Below are 19,624 nucleotides of genomic sequence, written 5' to 3' on the forward strand. Positions count from 1 at the left end.
GGGCGTTCTTTACGAGGGCCGCTTCGGGCCATCCCCCGTCTTGTTCAGTCTCAAGACACGTCTCACTCCGGCCCATAGGTCCGTGCCGGCAGCGGCAGGGCCTCCACCCGTTCGCACAGCAGGGCGAGCAGCCCGGCCTCGGCGCGGTTCAGGCTGGCCTGCGGGTTGAAGACCAGGTGGATGTCGATCGCCGGCGGGTCCTGATAGGGCGGCAGCCGCCAGAGCAGGCCGTCGCGGACGTCGCGGCGGACCACATGCAGGGGCAAGGGGCCGATGCCGAGCCCGGCGGTGATCATCCGGCGCACCTCTTCCAGGCTCGACGACACGCCGACCACCTCTTCGTCGACACCGGCGCGGGCGCGCAGCAGCGCGACCGGACGCAGCGCGTCAGAGGTATGATCGGTCTGGAACGACACCGAGGTCTCGCCGCGCAGATCCTCCAGCGCCAGGCCGGTCCGGCCATAGAGCCGGTGGGTCGGGCCGCAGAAGAAGCCGAAGAATTCCCGATAGAACACCCGGTAGTCCAGCCTGGGGTCCTGGGTGTGCACCAGGCACAGGCCGAAGGCGGCGCGTTTCTGGGCGACCGCCGTCGCCACGTCCAGGCTGGTCATCACCTGGATGCCGAAGGTCGCCCTGGGATGGCGGGCATGGAAATCCGACATCGCCTCGTCGAACAGCGGCGAGGCGATGTGGCTCGCCACCGCGATCAGCACATGGCCCGTCACCTCTTCCTTCACGTCGCGCAGCCGGATCGGCAGGCGCGACACCGTGCCGAAGATCTCGACGCAATCGGCATAGAGCAGCTGGCCGGCGCGGGTGACCTCGAAGACATTGGGCTTGCGCTCGATCAGCCGGCGGTCGAGCCGCCGTTCCAGTCGCGCCAGCGCATTGCTGATCGTGGGCTGCTTCAGCCCCAGCCGCTCGGCCGCCGCCGTGATGCCGCGTTCCTCCACCACCACCATGAAGGTGCGCAGCAGGTTCCAGTCCAGGTCCCAGGCCAGGCGCTGGGCTTCGTGCTTTTTCATCGGGCCCCGCAGATCATTCTTCAGAACTATGTTTTACATTTTCATTATCTATTTGATCAATGGTCTCGGCATCCGCGAGCATGAGGTGACGCGGCGGCGAGGACCTGGGCGGAACCGGGGCCCGCGCGAGGGAACAGGGACCCGGCCGCAGATCTCGAGGGAGACCACGACAATGAAGCGTTTCTGGACGGGCGTGCTTGCCGCCGGCGTCGCGCTGGTGATGGGTGCCGGTGTCGCCGCGGCCGATGATCTGGCGAAGATCAAGGACGACGGCGTGATGAAGATCGCCATGAGCGGCGCCTACCCGCCCTTCAACTTCGTCAACGACCGCAACGAGGTGGTCGGCTTCGATGCCGCGATCGGCCGCGAGATCGCGAAGCGCATCGGCGTCGAGGGTGAGATCGTCACCACCGCCTGGGACGGCATCCTGGCCGGTCTGCTGGCGAAGAAATACGACACCATCGTCGGCAGCATGACCATCACGCCCGAGCGCGAGAAGGTGGTGGATTTCGTCGGCCCCTATTATCACGCCGGCCGTGCGGTCTTCGTGACCGAGGCTTCCGACGTGAAGACCCTGGCCGATCTCAAGGGCAAGACCGTCGGCGTCACCCTGGGCGAAACCCACGAGAAATGGGCCCGCACCCAGGATGGCTGGTCGGTGCGCACCTATAAGGGCCTGCCCGAACTGCTGCTGGAGCTGAAGGCCGGCCGGGTGCAGGCGATCGTGAACGACAACATCCCCGTCCGGGTCGCGATCAAGGAAAACGGCGAGAAGCTGCGCCAGCTCGACACGCCGGACATCGAGGGCGGCGCGGTCGCGATCGGCATCGCCATCCGCAAGAACAACCCCGATCTCCACGCCGCCATGCAGACGGCGCTGGACGGGATGATGGCCGACGGCACCTACGAGAAGATCTCGATGGAGTGGGTCGGCGCCGACATCCGCTGATCCGTCGCGCGGGAGGCGCCCCCTCCCGCGCATCCTGCGCCCCCTTCCGGGGGCGGAGCCTATGCCATCGGGAGACGGAACCCATGGATGTCGACCTGATGATCCGGGTCTTCCCCTTCTTTGCGGAAGCCGCCTGGACCACGGTGCAGATTTCGGTTCTGGCGCTGGTCCTGGGCCTCGCCATGGGGGCATGCGGTGCTGCGGCGCGGCTGTCGCGTGTCGCCGTCATCCGGTATGCCGGCGGGGCCTATGTCAGCCTGTTCCGCGGCACGCCCTGCCTCATTCAGCTGTTCGTGCTCTATTTCGGCGGGCCGCAGATCGGGATCGAGCTGGACCCGTTCGCGGCCGGCGTCATCGGGCTCGGCATCAATATCGGGGCCTATATGACCGAATCGATCCGGGGCGCGATCCTCGCCGTCGATCGCGGCCAGACCGAGGCCGCGCGCAGCCTGGGCATCGGCCGCGGCCAGACCATGACCCGGGTGATCCTGCCCCAGGCCGCCCGGCTGATGATCCGGCCGCTCGGCGTCAACACCATCGCCCTGATCAAGGGCTCGGCGCTGGTATCGGCCATCTCTCTGGTCGAACTGACCTACACCGCCCAGCGCTATATCGGCTCCACCTACAAGCCGTTCGAGATGTTCGCGATCGCGGCGCTGTTCTACATGGTGGTGATCTGGGTGGCGCTTCAGGCCATCGGCTGGCTCGACCGGCGCTTCGCCATCGACGGGGGGCGCTGAGATGGAAGGCCTCGATTTCTCGGTCGTGCCGCCCTATGCCGACCTGATCCTGACAGGCGCGCTCTGGACGGCGGTGCTGACGGTTGCGGCGGCTGCGGTCAGTTTTGCAGGCGGCATCGGCTTCGCCGTCGCCACCATGTACGCGCCCTGGTTCATCCGCCTGCCGGTGCGCGGTTTCGCCTGGCTGTTCATGGGCACGCCGCTGCTGTTGCAGCTGTTTCTGATCTATTTCGGCCTGGTGCAGATCGGCATCGACGTGCCGGCCCTGGTCGCCGGCATCCTCGGCCTCGGCCTGCATTTCGCGGTCTATAACGCCGACGTCATCCGCGCCGGCATCACCGCCGTCGACCCCGGCCAGAACGAGGGCGCGCGCAGCCTGGGGCTCAGCCGCTATCAGAGCTTCCGCCATGTGATCGTGCCCCAGGCGGTGCGCTCGGTGGTGCCGCCGATCGGCAACAATCTGATCGCGCTGCTGAAGGAATCGGCTCTGGTCTCGGTGATCGGCGTCGCCGAACTGGTCCATGCCGCCCAGCTTGCGATCAGCGAGACCTTCCGGCCCTTCGAGTTCTACATCGTCGCGGCCGCGCTCTATTACGTCCTGAACCTGATGCTCGAAGCGGGCCTGCGCCTGATCGAGAAGCGCGTGGAGGCGACGCGATGACGACGACCAGCTCCTCCGCCCCCCGGCCCATGGTCGAGGTCCGCAATGCCCACAAGCGCTATGGCGCGCTCGAGGTGCTGAAGGGCATCGACCTGACCGTCGACCGCGGCCGGATCATCGCGATCATCGGCCCCAGCGGCTCGGGCAAGAGCACGCTGCTGCGCTCGATCAATCATCTGGAGACGCTGAACGAGGGCGAGATCTTCCTCGACGGCGTCCAGGTGAACGCGCCGCTGACCGGGGCGGCCTTCGAACGGCACATCAATGCGGTGCGCCAGCAGATGGGCATGGTGTTCCAGCACTTCAATCTGTTCCCGCATCTGACGGTCGGGCGCAACGTCACCCTGGCGCTCACCCTGCTCAAGGGCATGAGCGAGGCCGAGGCGCGCGAGGTGGCGCGGGACCAGCTGGCGAAGGTCGGCCTCGCCGACCGCATGGACACCCATCCGGCCCGGCTGTCGGGCGGGCAGAAGCAGCGGGTCGCCATCGCCCGGGCGCTCGCCATGGGGCCCAAGGTGATGCTGTTCGACGAGGCGACCTCGGCGCTCGATCCCGAACTGGTCGACGAGGTCAATCTGGTGATGAAACAGCTCGCGGCCGAGCACATGACCATGCTGATCGTCACCCACGAAATGCGTTTCGCCGAAGAGGTCGCCGACGAGGTGCTGTTCATGGATGGCGGCGTGGTGGTGGAACAGGGGCCGCCGGCCGAGATCTTCCGCAACCCCCGGCAGGAGCGCACCCGCGCCTTCCTGCGCAAATACCTCGCCTGACGGGATCATGGCCATGAACGCCCCCCTCGGTACCGCCGCCGCCCCCGATGTCGCCGGCTGGCCGGATTACGGCCTGACCGCCGCCCAGCGGCGCATCGCCGTCCTCGGCCATACCTATGAATACCCCGGCATGGATGGCGCCCGGGGGGAGATCTGGTGCTATACCGACCGGCTCTCCTATGCCCCCGGCGATACCGTCGCCTTCCACGTCTCGTCGACCTCGGCCGACTGGCGGCTTGAGATCGCCCGCGACGGCGCGGCGCTCGAACCGGTCCATGTCGAAGAGGGCCTGACGGCCGGCCATCACGACACCCCCGATCAGTGCTCGGTGACCGGCTGCGGCTGGCCCGTCGCCCACCGGCTGGTCATACCGGCGGGCTGGCGGTCCGGCGCCTATCGGGTGACGGCCACGGGCGAAGGGGCCGACGGGGCGCCGATCACCTGCCATCATCTGTTCATCGTCACCGCCGCGGGCCAGCACCGCCTGCCGGGTCGGGTGCTCCAGATCGCCGCCACCGGGACCTGGACCGCCTATAACACCTGGGGCGGATCCAACCACTATCAGGGCATCACGGGGCCCGAGCGCAATCAATATGCCCCGCGGGTCAGCCTGGAACGGCCCTTCTGCCGCGGCTTCGTGGTCCTGCCGCCCGAGGCGCCGCGGGTGCCGCTGGAAGTGCCGGTGCCGCCGGCCATGCCGCCGCGCTACCCGCATATGGAATGGGCCTATGCGACCGGCCATTCGAAGAAGTATGCCTCGGCGGGCTGGGCCTCTTACGACGGCCATTTCTTCCGCTGGGCGGAGCGGGCCGGCTATGCGGTCGACCTCGCCAGCCAGCACGATCTGCATGATCGGCCCGAAATCCTGTCGCGCTATGACTGTGTGGTCTTTGTCGGCCATGACGAGTACTGGACGGCAGAGATGCGCGATGCCGTCGATGCCTATGTCGAGGCCGGCGGCCGGGTCGCGCGCTTTGCCGGCAATTTCATGTGGCAGACCCGGCTGGAAGACGAAGGCCGCACCCAGGTCTGCTACAAATACCGGGCCCGCGCCGAAGATCCGCTCGCCGGCACGCCCCGGGTCACCACCTCGTGGGAGGCGCCCGAAATCGGCCGGCCCGGTGCCCTGACCTTCGGCCTGGATGCCACCCGCGGCCTCTATGTCGGCTGGGGCGGCTGCGCCCCCCGCGGTGTGCGCGGCTTTCCGGTCTACCGGCCCGATCACTGGGCCTTTGCCGGCACGGGGCTCTATTACGGCGACCTGCTGGGGGCCGATTCCCATGTCTTCGGCTACGAGGTCGACGGGCTCGACTATGTCATCCAGAACGGCCTGCCCGAGCCGGCCCCCGGCGCTCGGGTGCCGGAGGGGCTGCAGATCCTGGCGCTGGGCCTGTCGTCGCTGATCGAGGAATCGGCCGACATCCCCGCCGACGACCAGTTCCTGTCCGATGCCGATGCCCGGTTCGTCGCCGGCATCCTGGCCGGCGGCGACGACCGGGCGGCGGTCGAGCGGGTCAAGCGCGGCTCGGGCGCCATCGTCAACTTCCGACGCGGGGCCGGCGAGGTCTTCCATGCCGGCAGCTGCGAATGGGTGGCGGGCCTGCTCCGCCGGGATCCGATGGTCGAGCGGGTCACCGCCAACATCCTCGACCGCTATCTCACCCCCCGCTGACGTTTTTCCCCCCGGAATCCGTCCTTTCCCGGAGCCTGCGCCCCATGGCCACCCCTGCAGCCCCCGCCGCCGGCGACAACCGGCCGCCCTCGCATCTGTTCTATCAGGCCCGCCTGCGCCGGCCGCTCGCCAGCCGGGCCGAGGGCATCTACATCTGGGACGAGACCGGTCGCCGGGTGATCGACGGTTCCAGCGGCGCCATGGTGGTCAATATCGGCCATGGCAATCCGCGGGTGCTGGAGGCGATGAAGCGGCAGATGGAGGCCGCGACCTTCATCTATCGCCTGCATTTCGAGAACGAGCCGGCCGAACGTCTGGCTGCGGCGCTCGCCGATCGCTGCCCGGCCGGGCTCGACCGGGTGTTCTTCGTCTCGGGCGGGTCGGAAGCGGTGGAATCCTGCCTGAAGCTCGCCCGGCAATATGCGGTGGCGACCGGCCAGGGCAGCCGCTTCAAGGTCATCTCGCGCTTCCCCTCCTATCACGGCAGCACGCTGGGGGCGCTGGCGGTGACGGGACATGCCGCCTTCTCGGCGCCCTTCGCGCCGATGATGCACGAGATGCCGAAGATCCCGGCCCCCACCGCCTATCTCGACCGCGACGGGCTCGACATGGCCGCCCGCGGCCGGCGCTATGCCGACATGCTGGAAGACGAGATCCGCCGCCAGGGCCCCGAAACCGTGCTGGCCTTCATCATGGAGCCGATCGGCGGCGCCTCCACCGGGGCGCTGGTCGCGCCCGATACCTACTATCCGCGCATCCGCGAGATCTGCGACCGCTATGGCGTGCTGCTGATCCATGACGAGGTGATGTCGGGTGCCGGCCGCACCGGCCGCTATCTGGGCGGTGATCACTGGGGCATCACACCTGATCTGGTGGCGCTCTCCAAGGGGCTGGGGGCGGGGTATGTGCCGCTCGGCGCCATGATCGCCTCTGAAAAACTGGTCAGGCCGGTGCTCGATGCCGGCGGTTTCCAGCACGGCTTCACCTATGCCGGCAACCCGCTCGCCTCGGCCGCCGGCCTTGCGGTGCTGGACGAGATCGACGCCCATGACCTGATGGGCAATGCCGCGCGGATGGGCGCCCTGCTCAAGGCGCGGCTCGAAGCGCTGAAGCCCCGCTTCCCCTTCATCGGCGATGTGCGCGGCAAAGGGCTGCTGCTCGCGGTGGAGTTCGTCGCTGAGCCCGAGACCATGGCGACGCTGCCGCGCGAGCTGAACGCCCATGCCCGCGTCGTCGACCTCGCCTTCGAGCGGGGGCTGATCATCTATTCCCGCCGCACCCGGGGCGGCATCGACGGCGATCATTTCCTGGTCTGCCCGCCGATGATCGTCACGGCCGACCAGATCGACGAGATCATGGCGATCCTCGACGACACCCTGCTCGCGCTCGCCCGCGAGCTGAACCTGCCCCATTCCGCCTGACATCCCCGTTTATCCGACGATCGAGGAGCCCCCAATGTCTGTCCAGATCAGGGATGCCGGGACCAGATCCGCGCCCAAGGTGGTCATCACCTGCGCGGTCACCGGGTCGATCCACACGCCGACGATGAGCCCGCATCTGCCCTGGCGGCCCGAAGACATCGCCGCCCAGGCGATCGAGGCGGCCGAGGCGGGGGCCGCCATCCTCCATCTCCACGCCCGCGACCCGGAGGACGGCCGGCCCAGCCCCGATCCCGAGGTCTTTCTGCAATTCCTGCCCCGGATCGCGGCCGCAACCGATGCGGTGCTCAACATCTCGACCGGCGGCAGTTCGCTGATGACGCTGGAGCAGCGCCTGGAAGCGGCGCTCCGGATCGCGCCCGAGATGTGCTCGCTCAACATGGGCTCGATGAATTTCGGGCTGCACCCGCTGGCAGACCGCTATCAGGACTGGCAGTTCGCCTGGGAACCGCAGCTGCTGGAGGCGACGCGCAGTTCGATCTTCCAGAACACCTTCGCCGATATCGAGGCCATCCTGCGCCGTCTGGGCGAGGGCTGCGGCACCCGCTTCGAATTCGAGTGCTACGACGTCGGCCATCTCTACACGCTCGCCCATTTCCGCGACCGCGGCCTGATCCCGCATCCGCCCTTCATCCAGTTCGTGCTGGGCGTGCTCGGCGGCATCGGCGGGGATGCCTCGCATCTCTTCCACATGAAGCAGACCGCCGACCGCCTGTTCGGCACCGATTACATCTTCTCGGTGCTGGGCGCTGGCCGGCGCCAGATGCCGCTGATCACCATCGGCGCGGCCCTCGGCGGCCATGTCCGTGTCGGGCTGGAAGACAATCTCTACGACGGCCGCCAGGGGCTGGCCCCGTCCAACGCCGCCCAGGTCCGCCGCATCCGCACCATCCTCGAAGCCCTGTCGCTGGAGGTGGCGACGCCGGCGGATGTCCGCGCCATGCTCGGCCTCAAGGGCGCGGATCGCGTCGATCTGGCCCGGGTGTGACCAGGGCCTGACGCGTGTCTGACCCGGGCGGCTCAGCGGCCGGTCAGGTAATCCGTCAGGTGCCGCAGCCCCGTCGCCGCCAGCGCCAGACTGCGCCGTCGGTCTTCTGCGGTCGCCTCCGGATCGGCCGCCGCGCGAATGCAGCGGCCGATCAGCTCCGCCTGCAGGGCGGCCCCCTCCGCCGAGCGCGGCGTCAGTTGCAGCGCCCGCCGGCGCACGGCCGCGTCCAGCACCTCGATGGCCGCGATCAGAGGGCCTTCCGGGGCCGTCCCGGTTCCCGCGGGCATGGCATGGCCGGACAGAAGCGCCCAGTCCGACACGAGCACTGTCACGGGGCAGGCCTGTTCGTCGGACACCTGAGCAGTGTCGTCATGGGCGGGAAATGTGTCGGTCTTCCGGTGTCTGGCGGGCATGGCGCGTCATCCTTCCCTGTCGCCTGTGCGCCCTGTGTCGCGCGGAAAAGTTGGACAGGCCGGCATGCCGATCCTCGATTTCCGGCCATGATGCCACCGGCGGTGCCGCCGCAGGTCCGGGCTTTCGCCCCTGCGTATATGTAATCTTTTAAGCCTGAATTCTTCTGAACGCTAGCCTTATACAGCCACTCGCGCTCGTTGCGGACGACACGCATAGTCCTGCTATGACGAGCATTCCGCCGAACCGCATCCGTGAGATGAGAGACCGCGCCGGACTGACGCAGGAGGCCCTGGCCAATGCGATCGGTCAGACGCGGCAGGCCGTGCATCGCCTGGAGACCGGCCGCACCGGTCTGACCGAGGCGACGCTGCGCCGGATCGCGACCGCGGTCGGGTGCGAGGCCTGGCAGCTGCTGGCCGGATCGGAAGCGGCCGACGACGCACGGGCCGCAGACCTGGTATCGCCGGCCGAGGTGCGGATGGTGATCCTGGCGGTGGAACGCACGCTGGCCAATCGGGGCATCGCAGCCAGCCCCGACCAGCGCGCCGACATGGTGACCTCGATCCTGAGCAATTACGCCCGCCTGTTCCGCGGCCTGGACCAGGACACCCTGCAGCGCATCGTCGAGACGTCTCAGGTGATTGTGCGGATCTAGATCATTCCGCAGTTCTGGTATTATTGCGTAAGCTGTATTTTTTGTGTCGATATCTGCTTCTGATTGCTCTTAAGAGACTTCAATCGTGTTTTTTGCGGTTACTTGTTTTCGGGTATACTGAATGCCGGGCTTTTGACTGGCTGCGGCGATGCGACATGACACGAAACCCGGAAGAAGACGATCTGATGGCCATGGGCGCGCCACTCCCGCGCCTTGCCGAGGCGGAGCCGTTGGACGGCCGCAGGGTGCGGTTGCTCTGGATGTCGGGGGAGACGGCAATCGTCGATCTGGCGCCGATCCTGGCAAGCCGCCGTATTTACGCGTCTTTGCTGGGCAATGAGGCGCTGTTCCGTGGGCTGCGCATTGCAGAATGGGGTAATGCACTTCAGTGGGATGGAGATCTGGAGATTTCTGCGGTGTGGCTTCACCGCGCCCAATGCATGTCCTGCAACTGACGGCTGATCTCGGCCGCTGCCGTGCGGACCCGGGTGAGGGCGTCGGTGAGCGGCTGGCCGTCCTGGCCGATCAGCTGGGGGGTGAGGCCCGAGACGCTGACCGCGGCGGCGACGCGGCCGCGGGCGTCGCGGACCGGGGCGGCCAGGGCCGAGACGCCTTCGACGATGTCGTCGACCGCGACCGCCCAGCCGCGCTCGCGGATCAGGGCGCCATCCGCTTCAAGCGCGGCCGGCGCCGTCAGGGTATGGGCGGTCGCGGTGTCGAGCGGGCGGGCGAGGCGGCGGGCGCGTTCTTCGGCGCCAAGATGCGCCAGCAGCAGCCGGGGCGCGGCACCTCGGTTCACCGGCAGGCTTTCGCCCACATTCCAGATCCGGACATCGACCGGCGGGTTGCCGTGGCTGCGCTCGATGCACATCGCGCCGTCCTCGCGCAGGATCGACAGGAAGGCCATGGCGCGGGTCTCACGCGCCAGCCCGGCCAGATGCGGGGCCGCCACATTGCGCAGATCCACCGTCACCGGCACCGAGGCGCCGAGTGCCACGACGCCCAGCCCCAGCGCATAGCGCTGGCCGATCGGTTCCTGCTCCACCAGATCCATGCCGATCAGGGTCAGCAGCATGCGCCGGGCGGTGGCCTTGTCGACCACCGCGGCCTCGGCGATTTCGGCCAGGGTCAGCCAGGGGCGTTCGGGGGTGAAGGCGCGCAGGATGCGCACCGCCCGTTCCACGGCCCGCACGCCGCCGCGCGACGGCTCGTCGCGGCCGTCGGTCTCGTGTTCCGCGGCGTGGAGGCCGGCTTCGGCGCCGGACGCCTGGACCATGGCGGGCTTTCCCCTCGGCATGTGGTCTCGATATCCTCTCTGGGCTTATACGCGATGCGCGCCGACCGCAAGGCCGGCGCGCGTTTCAGGTGATCGGCAGAACAAGGGGTCCCGGTCAGCCGGGCTCGGTGCCGGTCAGGAACTGCGCCTGCAGGTCCATCACCCGGTCGAAGCCGATGAAGGTCTTGAAGTCGCCGAGCGGCGTCTGGCCGACCGGCAGGTTGATGCGGGTGCTGCGCGCGGCCCTGACCGCCGCCAGATTGCGGCGCATCGCATCGGTCGCGGTCAGCAGCGCCACCAGCGGATAATGGGCGATGCCGGCCACCTCTTCGATCTGGTCGGGGGTGAGGTCGGTTTCCAGCCAGCGCATGATCTGCAACGAGAGCGGCACGCCGGCGGCATCCCTCAGCCGCTTCAGGCTGTCGAGATCGGTGAAGCCGCGGCTGATCGGCTGGATCATGTCGGCGCCGGCGGCGGCATAGCGCTTTGCCCGGGCGATGGTTTCCTCTTCGGTGCCGGCATCGGTGCGGGCCACGATCACCAGATCCGGATCGGTGCGCGCGGCGACGGCGGCGCGGATCTTGGCTTCGCCTTCCTCGACCGTCACCAGTTCCAGCACATCGGCGATCGCCGGGCAGCGCTTGGGCACGGCCTGATCTTCGATGATCACGGCGGCGACACCCGCCTGCTCGAACTCGCGGACGGTGCGCATCACGTTGATGGCATTGCCATAGCCGGTATCGACATCGGCGATCAGCGGGATCGAGGTCGCACGGACCATGTTGCGCACCACGGCCAGGTTCTCGGTCATGGTGTAAAGTTCGACATCGGGCTCGCCCAGATGGCTCGCCGAAATGGCGAAGCCGGACGAGAGCATGACGTCGAAACCGGCTTCCTCGATCAGCTTCGCGCTGACCGCATCGAAGGCACCGGCCGACCAGGCGGTCTTGCCGGAGGCGAGCATCTCGCGCAGGCGCTTGCGGGTGGGCACGGACATGGGCGGATTTCCTCGTTGGGCTTCCTGTTCGGGATCAGACGCCAAGGGCGGCCTTGAGGGCGGGCAGATGGCCGCCCAGCGCCAGCAGGCGGCGCTCGGCCGGGCTCGGCGGCTCGAAGGGCAGGCTTCGGCCGCGGCTGTGGTTGACGACCAGGTGGCGGTCCCAGTCGATCTCCAGCTCGTCGCCGCGCTGCGCCAGCCCCAGAACCCCCGGGCAGGCGATCTGCGGGAAGCCCAGGCTCATCTCGCCGCGGTAATAGGTGGGGGCGAAACCCTCGGCGATGACCGCGGCGATGCCCAGATGGCGCATGGCCCGCATCGGCGGCGCATGCGGGTGGCCGTAGCCGAAATTGTCGGCGGCGACCAACACGTCGCCCGGCGCGATCCGGGCGGCGAAGTCCGGGTCCTGATCGGCCATGGCGATCGCCGCCAGCTGATCCAGATCCTGGATCTTGATGTTCTTCACGCCCACGATCTGGTCGACATCGTAATCGGGCTGGTCGAACACCCAGGCGACCCGGCCGCGGATGGCCGGCAGCTTCAGGTCCTGCGCATCAGACGGCATCGGCGAACTCCGGATGGCGGCGTGGATCGGTGATGCGGCCTTCCAGTGCCGAGGCGGCGACGGTGGCGGCGCTGCAGATGAAGATGTCGGCCTCGGTGCTGCCCATCCGGCCGGGCACGTTCAGCGTGCCGGTCGAAACCGCCGTCTGCCCCGGCGCCATGGTGCCGATGCGGCCATAGCAGAAGTCACAGGTGGCGGCGCTGATGAAGGCCCCGGCCTCGACCAGTGTGGCGATCAGCCCTTCGCGTGCGGCCTGAGCCATCACCGCATTGCTGGTCGGCACGATGTTGAGCTGAAAGCCCGGCGCGATCTGCCGGCCTTCGAGCAGCTTCGCCGCCACCCTGAGATCCTCGATCCGGCCCGAGGCGCAGGAGCCGAGATAGCCCACCTGCACCGGCCGGCCCTCGAATTCCGCCAGATCGCGGGTATCGGCCGGGCTGGGCGGCGCCACCACGATCGGTCCCAGTTCCGAGAGGTCGAGGGCGATGCGGTCGCGATAGACCGCATCGGCATCGCTGCGCAGATCGGGCAGGCGGATCCGGCCGCGGGCGGCCGAGGCAGCCTGCCGGTCGTCGGGCAGGTCGACCAGGCAGGAGAGCGCCCCCAGGAACATCACCTGGCCGGCGATCGACTGCAGCGCGTCGTCGGAGAGCGTCGCCACCGCCGGGCCGCCCAGTTCCAGCACCGCGAACCGGCAGGTCTTCACCCCCAGGCGGCGGATCAGATGGTGGATGACGTCGCGGCCCATCACGCCCGGCTTCAGATGGCCGGTCAGATCGACCCGCACCGTCTCGGGCACCTTGATGTCGACGCCCGAGCGCACGAACGCTTCGATCAGCGTGCGCCGCGGCAGGTTGACGCCCAGCGCGCCATAGGCGCCGATCTGCGAGACATGGCCGTCGTAATGCACCACGAAGGCGCCCGGGGCGGCATAGCCTTCCTCGACGCAGACCTGATGGCCGATGCCGCGGCGTTCATAAAGCGTGGCACCCGTCTTCGCGCACCAGTCGCGGGTCGCCTGATGGACCTGTTCCTCGGCCGGGGTCGAGGAGGGGACCATATGGTCGATGAAAATGGCGAAACGTTCGGGCGCATCGAGCGCGTCGCGGCCGAAATCCTCGGCCATCATCTTAAAGAACTGGTCGGTGTAGCCCGGGAACTCGTAGGCGAGGACGAAATCCGGCCGGGCCTGCACCTCTTCCCCCGCCCGGACCGTCTCGCGGCCGGATGCGCGGGCGAGGATCTTCTCTGCCATGGTGAAGCCCATGGGGTCAGCCTCCTTGCGCGAGCGCGGCGCCGGCGATATCGCCCTGGCCCGGGGCGGCGGGTGCCGTCCAGTGCCGTCCGGGGATCGCGGCCAGCAGCGCGCGGGTATAGTCGTGGGACGGGGTCTCGAAGACCCGGGCGGTCGGCCCTTCTTCGACGATGCGGCCGCGGCGCATCACCGCCACCCGGTGGCAGATGCGGGCCGCCACGCGCAGGTCATGGGTGATGAACAGGATCGCGAGATCGAGCCGGGTGCGCAGATCGTCGAGCAGCGCCAGGACCTGGGCCTGAACCGAAACATCCAGCGCCGAGACCGCCTCGTCGGCGATCAGCACCTTCGGATCCAGCGCCAGGGCCCGGGCGATGCCGATCCGCTGGCGCTGGCCGCCCGAGAATTCATGCGGCCAGCGATCGGCCGCGGCCTCGGGCAGGCCGACCAGCGTCAGCAGTTCGAACATGCGCCGGCGCACCTCGGCCGCCGGCCGGCCATGGGCAAGCGGCGCCTCGCAGATGATGTCGCCGACCTTGCGCCGCGGGTTCAGCGAGGCGAAGGGGTCCTGGAAGACCACCTGCATCCGGCCGCGCGCCTGTTTCAGCCCGCGCGCGCCCTGCGCCATCATATCGGTGCCGTCCAGCATCACCCGGCCGCCATCGGGCTCGATCAGCCGGACCAGGCAGCGGCCGACGGTCGACTTGCCCGAGCCGCTTTCGCCGACGATGCCCAGCACCTCGCCGCGCCTGAGGGTCAGCGTCACGTCATCCGCCGCATGGACCTCGCGGCCGGATCTGCGCGAGAACAGGCTGCGCTCGCCCCGATAGACCTTCTCCAGGCCCGCCACATCCAGCACCACCGGGGCATCGGCGGGGATCGGCGGGGCCGCCGCCTCCAGTCGCGGCACGGCGCCGATCAGCTTGATGGTATAGGGATGGCGCGGCCGGTTCAGCACCTCGTCCGCCGTGCCCTGTTCGACCACGCGGCCCGCACACATCACCACCACCCGATGGGCGATTTCGGCCACCACGCCGAAATCATGGGTGATGAACATGACCCCCATGCCGGTGCGGGCCTGGATCTCGCGGATCAGCTCCAGGATCTGGGCCTGGGTGGTGACGTCGAGCGCCGTGGTCGGTTCGTCGGCGATCAGCAGGTCGGGTTCGTTGGCAAGCGCGATCGCGATCATCACCCGCTGGCGCTGCCCGCCCGAGAGCCGGAAGGGGTGGCTCTTCACGATCTTCTCAGGCTCCGGCAGATCGACCCGGGTCAGCAGCTCGATCACCCGGCGGCGGATCGCGGTGCGGTCGCGCATGCCATGGGCGACCAGCGCCTCGGCGATCTGGTCGCCGACCGTCATCACCGGGTTGAGCGCGGTCATCGGCTCCTGAAAGATCATCGCGGCCTTGCCGCCGCGCAGCCGCCGGCGTTCGGCGGCGGGAAGGCCCAGCAGATCGCGCCCGCCGAAGACCACCCGGCCGGCCGAGGGCGTCAGGCCTTCGGGCAGCAGGCCCATCACGGCGCTGGCCGACATCGACTTGCCCGAGCCGCTTTCGCCCACGATGCAGACGATCTCGCCGCGGCCGATCGTGAAGGAGACATCCTCGATCGCATGCGGGCGGTCGGCGCCCTGGGGCAGCGGAATGGTCAGGCCCTCGATCGAGAGCAGGGCCCCGCTCATGCCCGCCCCCGGCGCGCCAGGCGCGGGTTGAGGGCGTCGTTCAGGCCTTCGCCGACGAGGTTGAGCGCAAGCACGGTCAGCACGATGGCGACTCCGGGGAAGAAGCTCATCCACCAGGCCTGGCGGATCACGGTGCGGGCGGCGCCGACCTGATAGCCCCAGCTCATGAGGTCGGGATCGCCGAGGCCCAGGAAGCTGATCGCACTTTCCATCAGGATCGCGGTCGCGATCATCAGCGAGGCCGAGACGATGATCGGCGCCATGGCATTGGGCAGGATCTGGCGGCAGATGATCACCAGATCGCTCTGCCCGCCCATGCGCGAGGCGAGCACGAATTCGCGGCCGCGCAGGCTGAGGAATTCCGCCCGGACCAGGCGGGCCACCGGCGGCCAGCTGACGGCCGCGATCGCCGCCACGGTCGAGGCGATGGAAGGGGTGAGGATGGCGACCAGCACCACCGCGAAGATCAGGCTGGGGACGGTCTGGAACAGCTCGGTCAGCCGCATCAGCGCATCGTCGACCCGGCCGCCGAAATAGCCGGCGGTGGCGCCGATCACGACCCCCACCCCCACCGTCACCAGGGTGGAGACCAGGCCGATCAGCATCGAGACGCGGGCGCCATGGGCGATGCCCGCGGCAAGGTCGCGGCCCAGCGTGTCGGAGCCGAGCAGGAAGCCGCCGGTCATCGGCGGGGCGAAGGGGCGTCCGGCCATGGTCCAGGGGCTGCCGGGGAAGAGCAGCGGCGCCAGCAGGGCCAGTGCCACCAGGGCCACCAGCACCACAAGGCCGATCACGGCCCCCTTGTGGCGGGCGAAACGGGTCCAGAAGGCGATCATCGACTCAACGCTCGAAACGGATGCGGGGATCGATCAGGCCGTAGACCAGATCGGTCAGAAGATTGATGACCACGACCATGGTGGAGGTGACCAGGAACACGCCCAGCAGCACCGAATAGTCGCGCTGGAGCAGGGCGTTGAAGGCCAGCCGGCCGATGCCGGGCCAGGCGAAGACCGTCTCGACCAGGATGGTGCCGCCGACCAGATGGCCGGCCTGAACGCCGGCCATGGTCACCACCGGCAGCAGGGCGTTGCGCAGCACATGGGCGCGTTCCACCCGGGGCTCCGTCAGCCCCTTGGCGCGGGCGGTGCGCACGAAATCCTGCGACTGCACCTCCAGCATCTGGGCCCGGGTCAGGCGGGCATAGACGCCGGTGTAGAACAGGCCCAGCGTCATGGCCGGCAGCACCAGATGTTTCGCGACCTCGGCCAGATAGGCGAAGCCGCCCGCGGGCGGGGTTGCGCCATGCATGCCGAAGGCCGGCAGCCAGCCCAGTTCCAGCGAGAACAGCAGGATCGCCATCAGCCCCACCCAGAACAGCGGTGTCGCATAAAAGGCGAGCGCCAGGGTGGAGACGACGGTATCGACCCAGCCGCCGGGGCGGCGTGCGGCGATCACCCCGGCGGTGATGCCCAGCGCCAGCGAGATCACGAAGGCGGTGATGGTCAGCACCAGCGTCGCCGGCAGCCGTTCCAGGATGATGTCGGCAACCGGCCGGCCCTGGCGGTAGGAGGTGCCGAAATCGAGCGTCGCGACATTGCCCAGATAGACCAGCAGCTGTTCGTGCACCGGCCGGTCGAGACCGAATCGCTCGCGCAGCTCGTCGAGATAGGCCTGGTCGGTCATCGCGGCCTCGCCGGCCATGACCGCGACCGGATCGCCCGGGGCCATGCGGATCAGCACGAAATTCATGCAGGCGATGGCGAGGATGACGGCGACCGCCTTCACGAGGCGCGATGCCGCACGGTCGAGCTTGACCATCGGTGGCAGGTTTCCTGTGGTGGGGCGGAGAGAAGGGGGGGGGAGCGAAGACAGAGATCCGGGCGGTGGCAGTGATCGCCACAAGGGGAGACAGATGGCGGCCTGAAGAGGGAGGGCGCCACCGCCCGGCCCGGCGGGGGGACGCCGGGGAGGGGATGGAGGGGAGGAAGGCGGAAAAGGCGGGAAGATGGACGGGGCTCAGCGCTTCGGCAGGCGCACGTCTTCCATCTCGCCATTCAGCCCGGTGGCTCCGGTCACCAGGTTCTCGATGCCCGAACGATAGAGGGTCGGGAACTGCACCTCGATCAGATAGCCGAAATAGGCCTGTTCCGAGATCCGGTGCTGAAGATCCGAGAAGAGCGCCGCGCGGGTCTCGCGATCGGTCGCGACCGCCGCCTCGCGGAACAGCCGGTCGACCTCGGGATCGTTCAGGCCCGACACATTGGCCGAGGGCGAGCCCTTGACCAGATTGGTCGAGACATAGGCCCGCTCCACGCCCAGCGACGGGTCGCCATACTGGTAGAGCAGGTTGAGGCTGAGATCGTAATCCCAGTCGCCGAGCCGCTTGGCCCAGCCGGCATGATCGGTCGCGACCGTCTGGGTCCTGATGCCGATCTGCTCCAGCTGCTGGCGGATATATTCGCCGAGGCGGATATAGGTCTCGCCATAGGGCAGCGGCAGGAAGCGGACGGTGGTCCGCACGCCGTCGGGGCCCTTCTTCAGCCCCATCTCGTCGAGCAGGGCTTCGGCCTTCTTCAGGTCGTAATCATAGGTGACCAGCGCCTTGTCGTCGTAGAACGGCGTGGTCGAGGCGATCGGGCCGGCCGAGGGCTTCGCGAAGCCGAACCACAGATTGTCGACGATGAACTGGCGGTCGATCGCATGCATCACCGCCCGGCGGAAGCGGGCGTCGTCCATCGGCGCGCTGCGCAGGTTGAACTGCACCCACATCGTCGGCGACAGCATCTCATAGCCGGCGCGGGTCTCGGTGACACCGTCGGACGCCGCAAGCCGCTGAACGTCGAAATACTCGACATCGCCGCCGCGCAACACATCGACCTCGCCGGTTTCGAAGGCGAGCGCGCGGCTGGCCGCATCGGGCACGATCACGAAGTTCAGCCCGTCGAGATCGGGCTTGCCGGCCTGCCAGTAATCCGCATTGCGTTCCAGCCGGATGAAGGCGCCGCGCTTCCAGTCGGCCAGCTTGAACGGGCCGGTGCCGATCGGGGTCTGGTTGGCCGGGTTGGTCTGATAGTCGGTGCCCTCGTAGACATGCGCCGGGATCATCGGCGCCGACGAGGTCTCAAAGCCCATGATGAAGGGCGCGAAGGGCGCCTTCAGGGTCATGCGCACGGTGTGGTCGTCCAGCGCCTCGATCTTCTCCGCCCGGCCGAAATGGCCGCGGGCCCGCGGGTGGACCTTGGCCAGGAAGTCGGTCGCCGAGAACACCACATCCTTTGCGGTGAAGGGCTGGCCGTCATGCCAGCGCACGTTCCTGCGCAGATGGAAGGTGTAGACCAGCCCGTCTTCGGAAATCTCCCAGCTTTCGGCCAGATGCGGCCGCGGCTGCAGATCGGGGCCATAGGTCAGCAGGCCTTCATAGATCTTGCCGGCCACGAACTGGGTGGGGCCCTGCTGGTTCAGGCCCAGCATCAGGGTCGGCGGCTCGGGGTGCGCGATCATGCGCAGCACGCCGCCATTGCGTGCCTCTTCGGCCGAACCCCCCGCCGGCAGGCTGAGGGCGAGCAGGGCCGTTGCGGCGGCGCCAAGCGCCGCCCGCTTCCACAATGTCCGCATCTTCGGTTGTCCTCCCGTCGGCCGGCCTGTCGGTACCCGGGCATGGGGTACCCGCCGGCTTCACATCTGCCGGCAGGATTCCGTTAAACGGAAGGCATGTCAATTTATAAAATGAATTTCATTCAATGAAATGACCAAGGCAACCGACCGCAGGGATGACCGGGCTTTCAGACATAGCCCGGCGCATCCGCATTCACCGCCAGCATGCGGGCAAGCATGCTGGCCAGCTGGCCGCGTTCGTCCTGGGTAAACATGCGGATCAGGTGGCGTTCGGTGGCGGCATGGTCCGCCATGGCCGCATCGGCCAGCGCCACACCCTTCTCGGTCAATTCCACGATCACGCTGCGCCGGTCGTTGCGGTCTGAAGTGCGGCGGATCAGCCCGTCCTTTTCCAGCCGCAGCAGCAGGTTGGAGATGCCGCCCGACGAGAACAGCATGGTCTGTTGCAGCTGTGACGGCGACAGCCGGTAGGGCGCGCCCTCCACCCGAAGCGTCGCCAGAATGGCATAGGCCGGATATTTCAGCCCATGGGCCGCCAGCGTGGCATTCACCGCCTTCAGGATCACCCCTTCCAGCCGGAGGATCCGCCCGACCACGGCCTTGCCCGAGCTGTCGATATCCGGCCGCTCGCGTCGCCAGCGGGCCATGCCGCGGCCGACGGTGTCGAAATCGGCCGGATCGCCCGGCGCCGTGTCGGTGGCGGGCTGGTCAATGGCGGTTTCGTCGGTGGTGGGGGCCGGGGCCGGATCGGTCTGCATCGGCGGGTGCTGCTCCTGACAGTGGCGTCGCCACATCGTGGCCCGGACGGCGATATCTCACAAGTTTCTTTCTTGAAAGATAATCGGAAGAGACCTAGGCTTGCAATCCAGGGAACGCATCGCGGCGGGGAGAGGCTGCGAAGACGCCCCGCCGGCAC

The 19,624-nt window shown here is 68.3% G+C and carries 20 protein-coding genes; 9 read left to right on the forward strand and 11 right to left on the reverse strand.

The window, feature by feature from the left end:
• Nucleotides 1-62 precede the first annotated feature (62 nt).
• Entirely contained in the window at nucleotides 63-1,025 is a 963-nt protein-coding gene (locus WI697_RS14150) for a LysR family transcriptional regulator (protein WP_345958902.1), read from the reverse strand.
• 172 nt (nucleotides 1,026-1,197) lie between these two features.
• Here WI697_RS14150 and WI697_RS14155 point away from each other — a divergent pair, with 172 nt between their 5' ends.
• The 7 genes from WI697_RS14155 to WI697_RS14185 all read left to right on the forward strand — a co-directional run bounded on the left by WI697_RS14155 (nucleotide 1,198) and on the right by WI697_RS14185 (nucleotide 8,247).
• Nucleotides 1,198-1,974 (forward strand): ABC transporter substrate-binding protein, encoded by a 777-nt coding sequence (locus WI697_RS14155; protein ID WP_345958903.1) that lies wholly within the window; start codon nucleotides 1,198-1,200, stop codon nucleotides 1,972-1,974.
• A gap of 83 nt (nucleotides 1,975-2,057) precedes the next feature.
• Nucleotides 2,058-2,714, forward strand: coding sequence for an amino acid ABC transporter permease (locus tag WI697_RS14160; RefSeq protein WP_062762883.1), 657 nt, complete (start codon nucleotides 2,058-2,060; stop codon nucleotides 2,712-2,714).
• A 1-nt stretch (nucleotide 2,715) separates the two neighbouring features.
• Nucleotides 2,716-3,375 (forward strand): amino acid ABC transporter permease, encoded by a 660-nt coding sequence (locus tag WI697_RS14165; protein ID WP_345958904.1) that lies wholly within the window; start codon nucleotides 2,716-2,718, stop codon nucleotides 3,373-3,375.
• Entirely contained in the window at nucleotides 3,372-4,148 is a 777-nt protein-coding gene (locus WI697_RS14170; protein WP_156503086.1) for an amino acid ABC transporter ATP-binding protein, read from the forward strand. Before WI697_RS14165 ends, WI697_RS14170 begins: the two co-directional genes overlap by 4 nt.
• A 13-nt stretch (nucleotides 4,149-4,161) precedes the next feature.
• A complete protein-coding gene (locus WI697_RS14175; protein WP_345958905.1) occupies nucleotides 4,162-5,820 on the forward strand; it encodes a N,N-dimethylformamidase beta subunit family domain-containing protein in 1,659 nt (552 codons plus the stop codon).
• Nucleotides 5,821-5,864: 44 nt separating this feature from the next.
• Nucleotides 5,865-7,241, forward strand: a complete 1,377-nt coding sequence (locus WI697_RS14180; RefSeq protein ID WP_062762877.1) for an aminotransferase family protein — start codon at nucleotides 5,865-5,867, stop codon at nucleotides 7,239-7,241.
• Nucleotides 7,242-7,275: 34 nt separating this feature from the next.
• Nucleotides 7,276-8,247 (forward strand): BKACE family enzyme, encoded by a 972-nt coding sequence (locus WI697_RS14185; RefSeq protein WP_345958906.1) that lies wholly within the window; start codon nucleotides 7,276-7,278, stop codon nucleotides 8,245-8,247.
• Nucleotides 8,248-8,279: 32 nt separating this feature from the next.
• Here WI697_RS14185 and WI697_RS14190 read toward each other — a convergent pair whose 3' ends face one another.
• Nucleotides 8,280-8,660 carry a hypothetical protein gene (locus WI697_RS14190; RefSeq protein WP_345958907.1) on the reverse strand — a complete coding sequence of 127 codons (381 nt, stop codon included), beginning with the start codon at nucleotides 8,658-8,660 and terminating at the stop codon, nucleotides 8,280-8,282.
• Between the two features lie 257 nt (nucleotides 8,661-8,917).
• Here WI697_RS14190 and WI697_RS14195 point away from each other — a divergent pair, with 257 nt between their 5' ends.
• Both WI697_RS14195 and WI697_RS14200 read left to right on the forward strand, forming a co-directional pair.
• Entirely contained in the window at nucleotides 8,918-9,316 is a 399-nt protein-coding gene (locus tag WI697_RS14195; RefSeq protein WP_197465092.1) for a helix-turn-helix domain-containing protein, read from the forward strand.
• A gap of 155 nt (nucleotides 9,317-9,471) precedes the next feature.
• Nucleotides 9,472-9,771, forward strand: coding sequence for a DUF2442 domain-containing protein (locus WI697_RS14200; RefSeq protein WP_345958908.1), 300 nt, complete (start codon nucleotides 9,472-9,474; stop codon nucleotides 9,769-9,771).
• Here the strand turns inward: WI697_RS14200 and WI697_RS14205 are convergent.
• From WI697_RS14205 to WI697_RS14245, 9 genes are all read right to left on the reverse strand, one after another.
• Nucleotides 9,741-10,592, reverse strand: a complete 852-nt coding sequence (locus tag WI697_RS14205) for an IclR family transcriptional regulator (protein ID WP_345958909.1) — start codon at nucleotides 10,590-10,592, stop codon at nucleotides 9,741-9,743. The genes WI697_RS14200 and WI697_RS14205 overlap by 31 nt on opposite strands.
• Before the next feature lie 115 nt (nucleotides 10,593-10,707).
• Nucleotides 10,708-11,589 carry an isocitrate lyase/PEP mutase family protein gene (locus tag WI697_RS14210; RefSeq protein ID WP_345958910.1) on the reverse strand — a complete coding sequence of 294 codons (882 nt, stop codon included), beginning with the start codon at nucleotides 11,587-11,589 and terminating at the stop codon, nucleotides 10,708-10,710.
• A gap of 34 nt (nucleotides 11,590-11,623) precedes the next feature.
• Nucleotides 11,624-12,154 carry a 3-isopropylmalate dehydratase small subunit gene (locus WI697_RS14215; RefSeq protein ID WP_345958911.1) on the reverse strand — a complete coding sequence of 177 codons (531 nt, stop codon included), beginning with the start codon at nucleotides 12,152-12,154 and terminating at the stop codon, nucleotides 11,624-11,626.
• On the reverse strand, nucleotides 12,144-13,421 hold the full coding sequence (locus WI697_RS14220; protein ID WP_345958912.1) for a 3-isopropylmalate dehydratase large subunit: 1,278 nt from the start codon (nucleotides 13,419-13,421) through the stop codon (nucleotides 12,144-12,146). Before WI697_RS14220 ends, WI697_RS14215 begins: the two co-directional genes overlap by 11 nt.
• A gap of 4 nt (nucleotides 13,422-13,425) precedes the next feature.
• Nucleotides 13,426-15,093 (reverse strand): ABC transporter ATP-binding protein, encoded by a 1,668-nt coding sequence (locus WI697_RS14225; protein ID WP_345958913.1) that lies wholly within the window; start codon nucleotides 15,091-15,093, stop codon nucleotides 13,426-13,428.
• Nucleotides 15,090-15,929 carry an ABC transporter permease gene (locus WI697_RS14230; RefSeq protein ID WP_197465280.1) on the reverse strand — a complete coding sequence of 280 codons (840 nt, stop codon included), beginning with the start codon at nucleotides 15,927-15,929 and terminating at the stop codon, nucleotides 15,090-15,092. The genes WI697_RS14225 and WI697_RS14230 overlap by 4 nt, the downstream gene beginning before the upstream one ends.
• A gap of 4 nt (nucleotides 15,930-15,933) precedes the next feature.
• Nucleotides 15,934-16,911 carry an ABC transporter permease gene (locus WI697_RS14235; RefSeq protein ID WP_062768701.1) on the reverse strand — a complete coding sequence of 326 codons (978 nt, stop codon included), beginning with the start codon at nucleotides 16,909-16,911 and terminating at the stop codon, nucleotides 15,934-15,936.
• Between the two features lie 198 nt (nucleotides 16,912-17,109).
• Complete coding sequence (locus tag WI697_RS14240; protein ID WP_345958914.1) at nucleotides 17,110-18,708, reverse strand: ABC transporter substrate-binding protein; 1,599 nt, start codon at nucleotides 18,706-18,708, stop codon at nucleotides 17,110-17,112.
• Between the two features lie 167 nt (nucleotides 18,709-18,875).
• Entirely contained in the window at nucleotides 18,876-19,466 is a 591-nt protein-coding gene (locus tag WI697_RS14245; RefSeq protein WP_062768707.1) for a MarR family winged helix-turn-helix transcriptional regulator, read from the reverse strand.
• Nucleotides 19,467-19,624 lie beyond the last annotated feature (158 nt).

The organism is Tistrella mobilis (assembly GCF_039634785.1).
In the GTDB taxonomy this organism is placed as follows: domain Bacteria; phylum Pseudomonadota; class Alphaproteobacteria; order Tistrellales; family Tistrellaceae; genus Tistrella; species Tistrella mobilis.

Bases quoted from the DNA above. Each gene is read 5' to 3' on its own strand.
- WI697_RS14165 (WP_345958904.1), top strand. From the start codon at position 2,716: ATGGAAGGCCTCGATTTCTCGGTCGTGCCGCCCTATGCCGACCTGATC.
- WI697_RS14235 (WP_062768701.1), bottom strand. From the start codon at position 16,911: ATGGTCAAGCTCGACCGTGCGGCATCGCGCCTCGTGAAGGCGGTCGCC.
- WI697_RS14190 (WP_345958907.1), bottom strand. From the start codon at position 8,660: ATGCCCGCCAGACACCGGAAGACCGACACATTTCCCGCCCATGACGAC.
- WI697_RS14210 (WP_345958910.1), bottom strand. From the start codon at position 11,589: ATGTCCGTGCCCACCCGCAAGCGCCTGCGCGAGATGCTCGCCTCCGGC.
- WI697_RS14230 (WP_197465280.1), bottom strand. From the start codon at position 15,929: ATGATCGCCTTCTGGACCCGTTTCGCCCGCCACAAGGGGGCCGTGATC.
- WI697_RS14155 (WP_345958903.1), top strand. From the start codon at position 1,198: ATGAAGCGTTTCTGGACGGGCGTGCTTGCCGCCGGCGTCGCGCTGGTG.
- WI697_RS14215 (WP_345958911.1), bottom strand. From the start codon at position 12,154: ATGCCGTCTGATGCGCAGGACCTGAAGCTGCCGGCCATCCGCGGCCGG.
- WI697_RS14220 (WP_345958912.1), bottom strand. From the start codon at position 13,421: ATGGGCTTCACCATGGCAGAGAAGATCCTCGCCCGCGCATCCGGCCGC.
- WI697_RS14185 (WP_345958906.1), top strand. From the start codon at position 7,276: ATGTCTGTCCAGATCAGGGATGCCGGGACCAGATCCGCGCCCAAGGTG.
- WI697_RS14195 (WP_197465092.1), top strand. From the start codon at position 8,918: ATGAGAGACCGCGCCGGACTGACGCAGGAGGCCCTGGCCAATGCGATC.
- WI697_RS14225 (WP_345958913.1), bottom strand. From the start codon at position 15,093: ATGAGCGGGGCCCTGCTCTCGATCGAGGGCCTGACCATTCCGCTGCCC.
- WI697_RS14150 (WP_345958902.1), bottom strand. From the start codon at position 1,025: ATGAAAAAGCACGAAGCCCAGCGCCTGGCCTGGGACCTGGACTGGAAC.
- WI697_RS14170 (WP_156503086.1), top strand. From the start codon at position 3,372: ATGACGACGACCAGCTCCTCCGCCCCCCGGCCCATGGTCGAGGTCCGC.
- WI697_RS14180 (WP_062762877.1), top strand. From the start codon at position 5,865: ATGGCCACCCCTGCAGCCCCCGCCGCCGGCGACAACCGGCCGCCCTCG.
- WI697_RS14205 (WP_345958909.1), bottom strand. From the start codon at position 10,592: ATGGTCCAGGCGTCCGGCGCCGAAGCCGGCCTCCACGCCGCGGAACAC.
- WI697_RS14175 (WP_345958905.1), top strand. From the start codon at position 4,162: ATGAACGCCCCCCTCGGTACCGCCGCCGCCCCCGATGTCGCCGGCTGG.
- WI697_RS14245 (WP_062768707.1), bottom strand. From the start codon at position 19,466: ATGCAGACCGATCCGGCCCCGGCCCCCACCACCGACGAAACCGCCATT.
- WI697_RS14240 (WP_345958914.1), bottom strand. From the start codon at position 18,708: ATGCGGACATTGTGGAAGCGGGCGGCGCTTGGCGCCGCCGCAACGGCC.
- WI697_RS14200 (WP_345958908.1), top strand. From the start codon at position 9,472: ATGACACGAAACCCGGAAGAAGACGATCTGATGGCCATGGGCGCGCCA.
- WI697_RS14160 (WP_062762883.1), top strand. From the start codon at position 2,058: ATGGATGTCGACCTGATGATCCGGGTCTTCCCCTTCTTTGCGGAAGCC.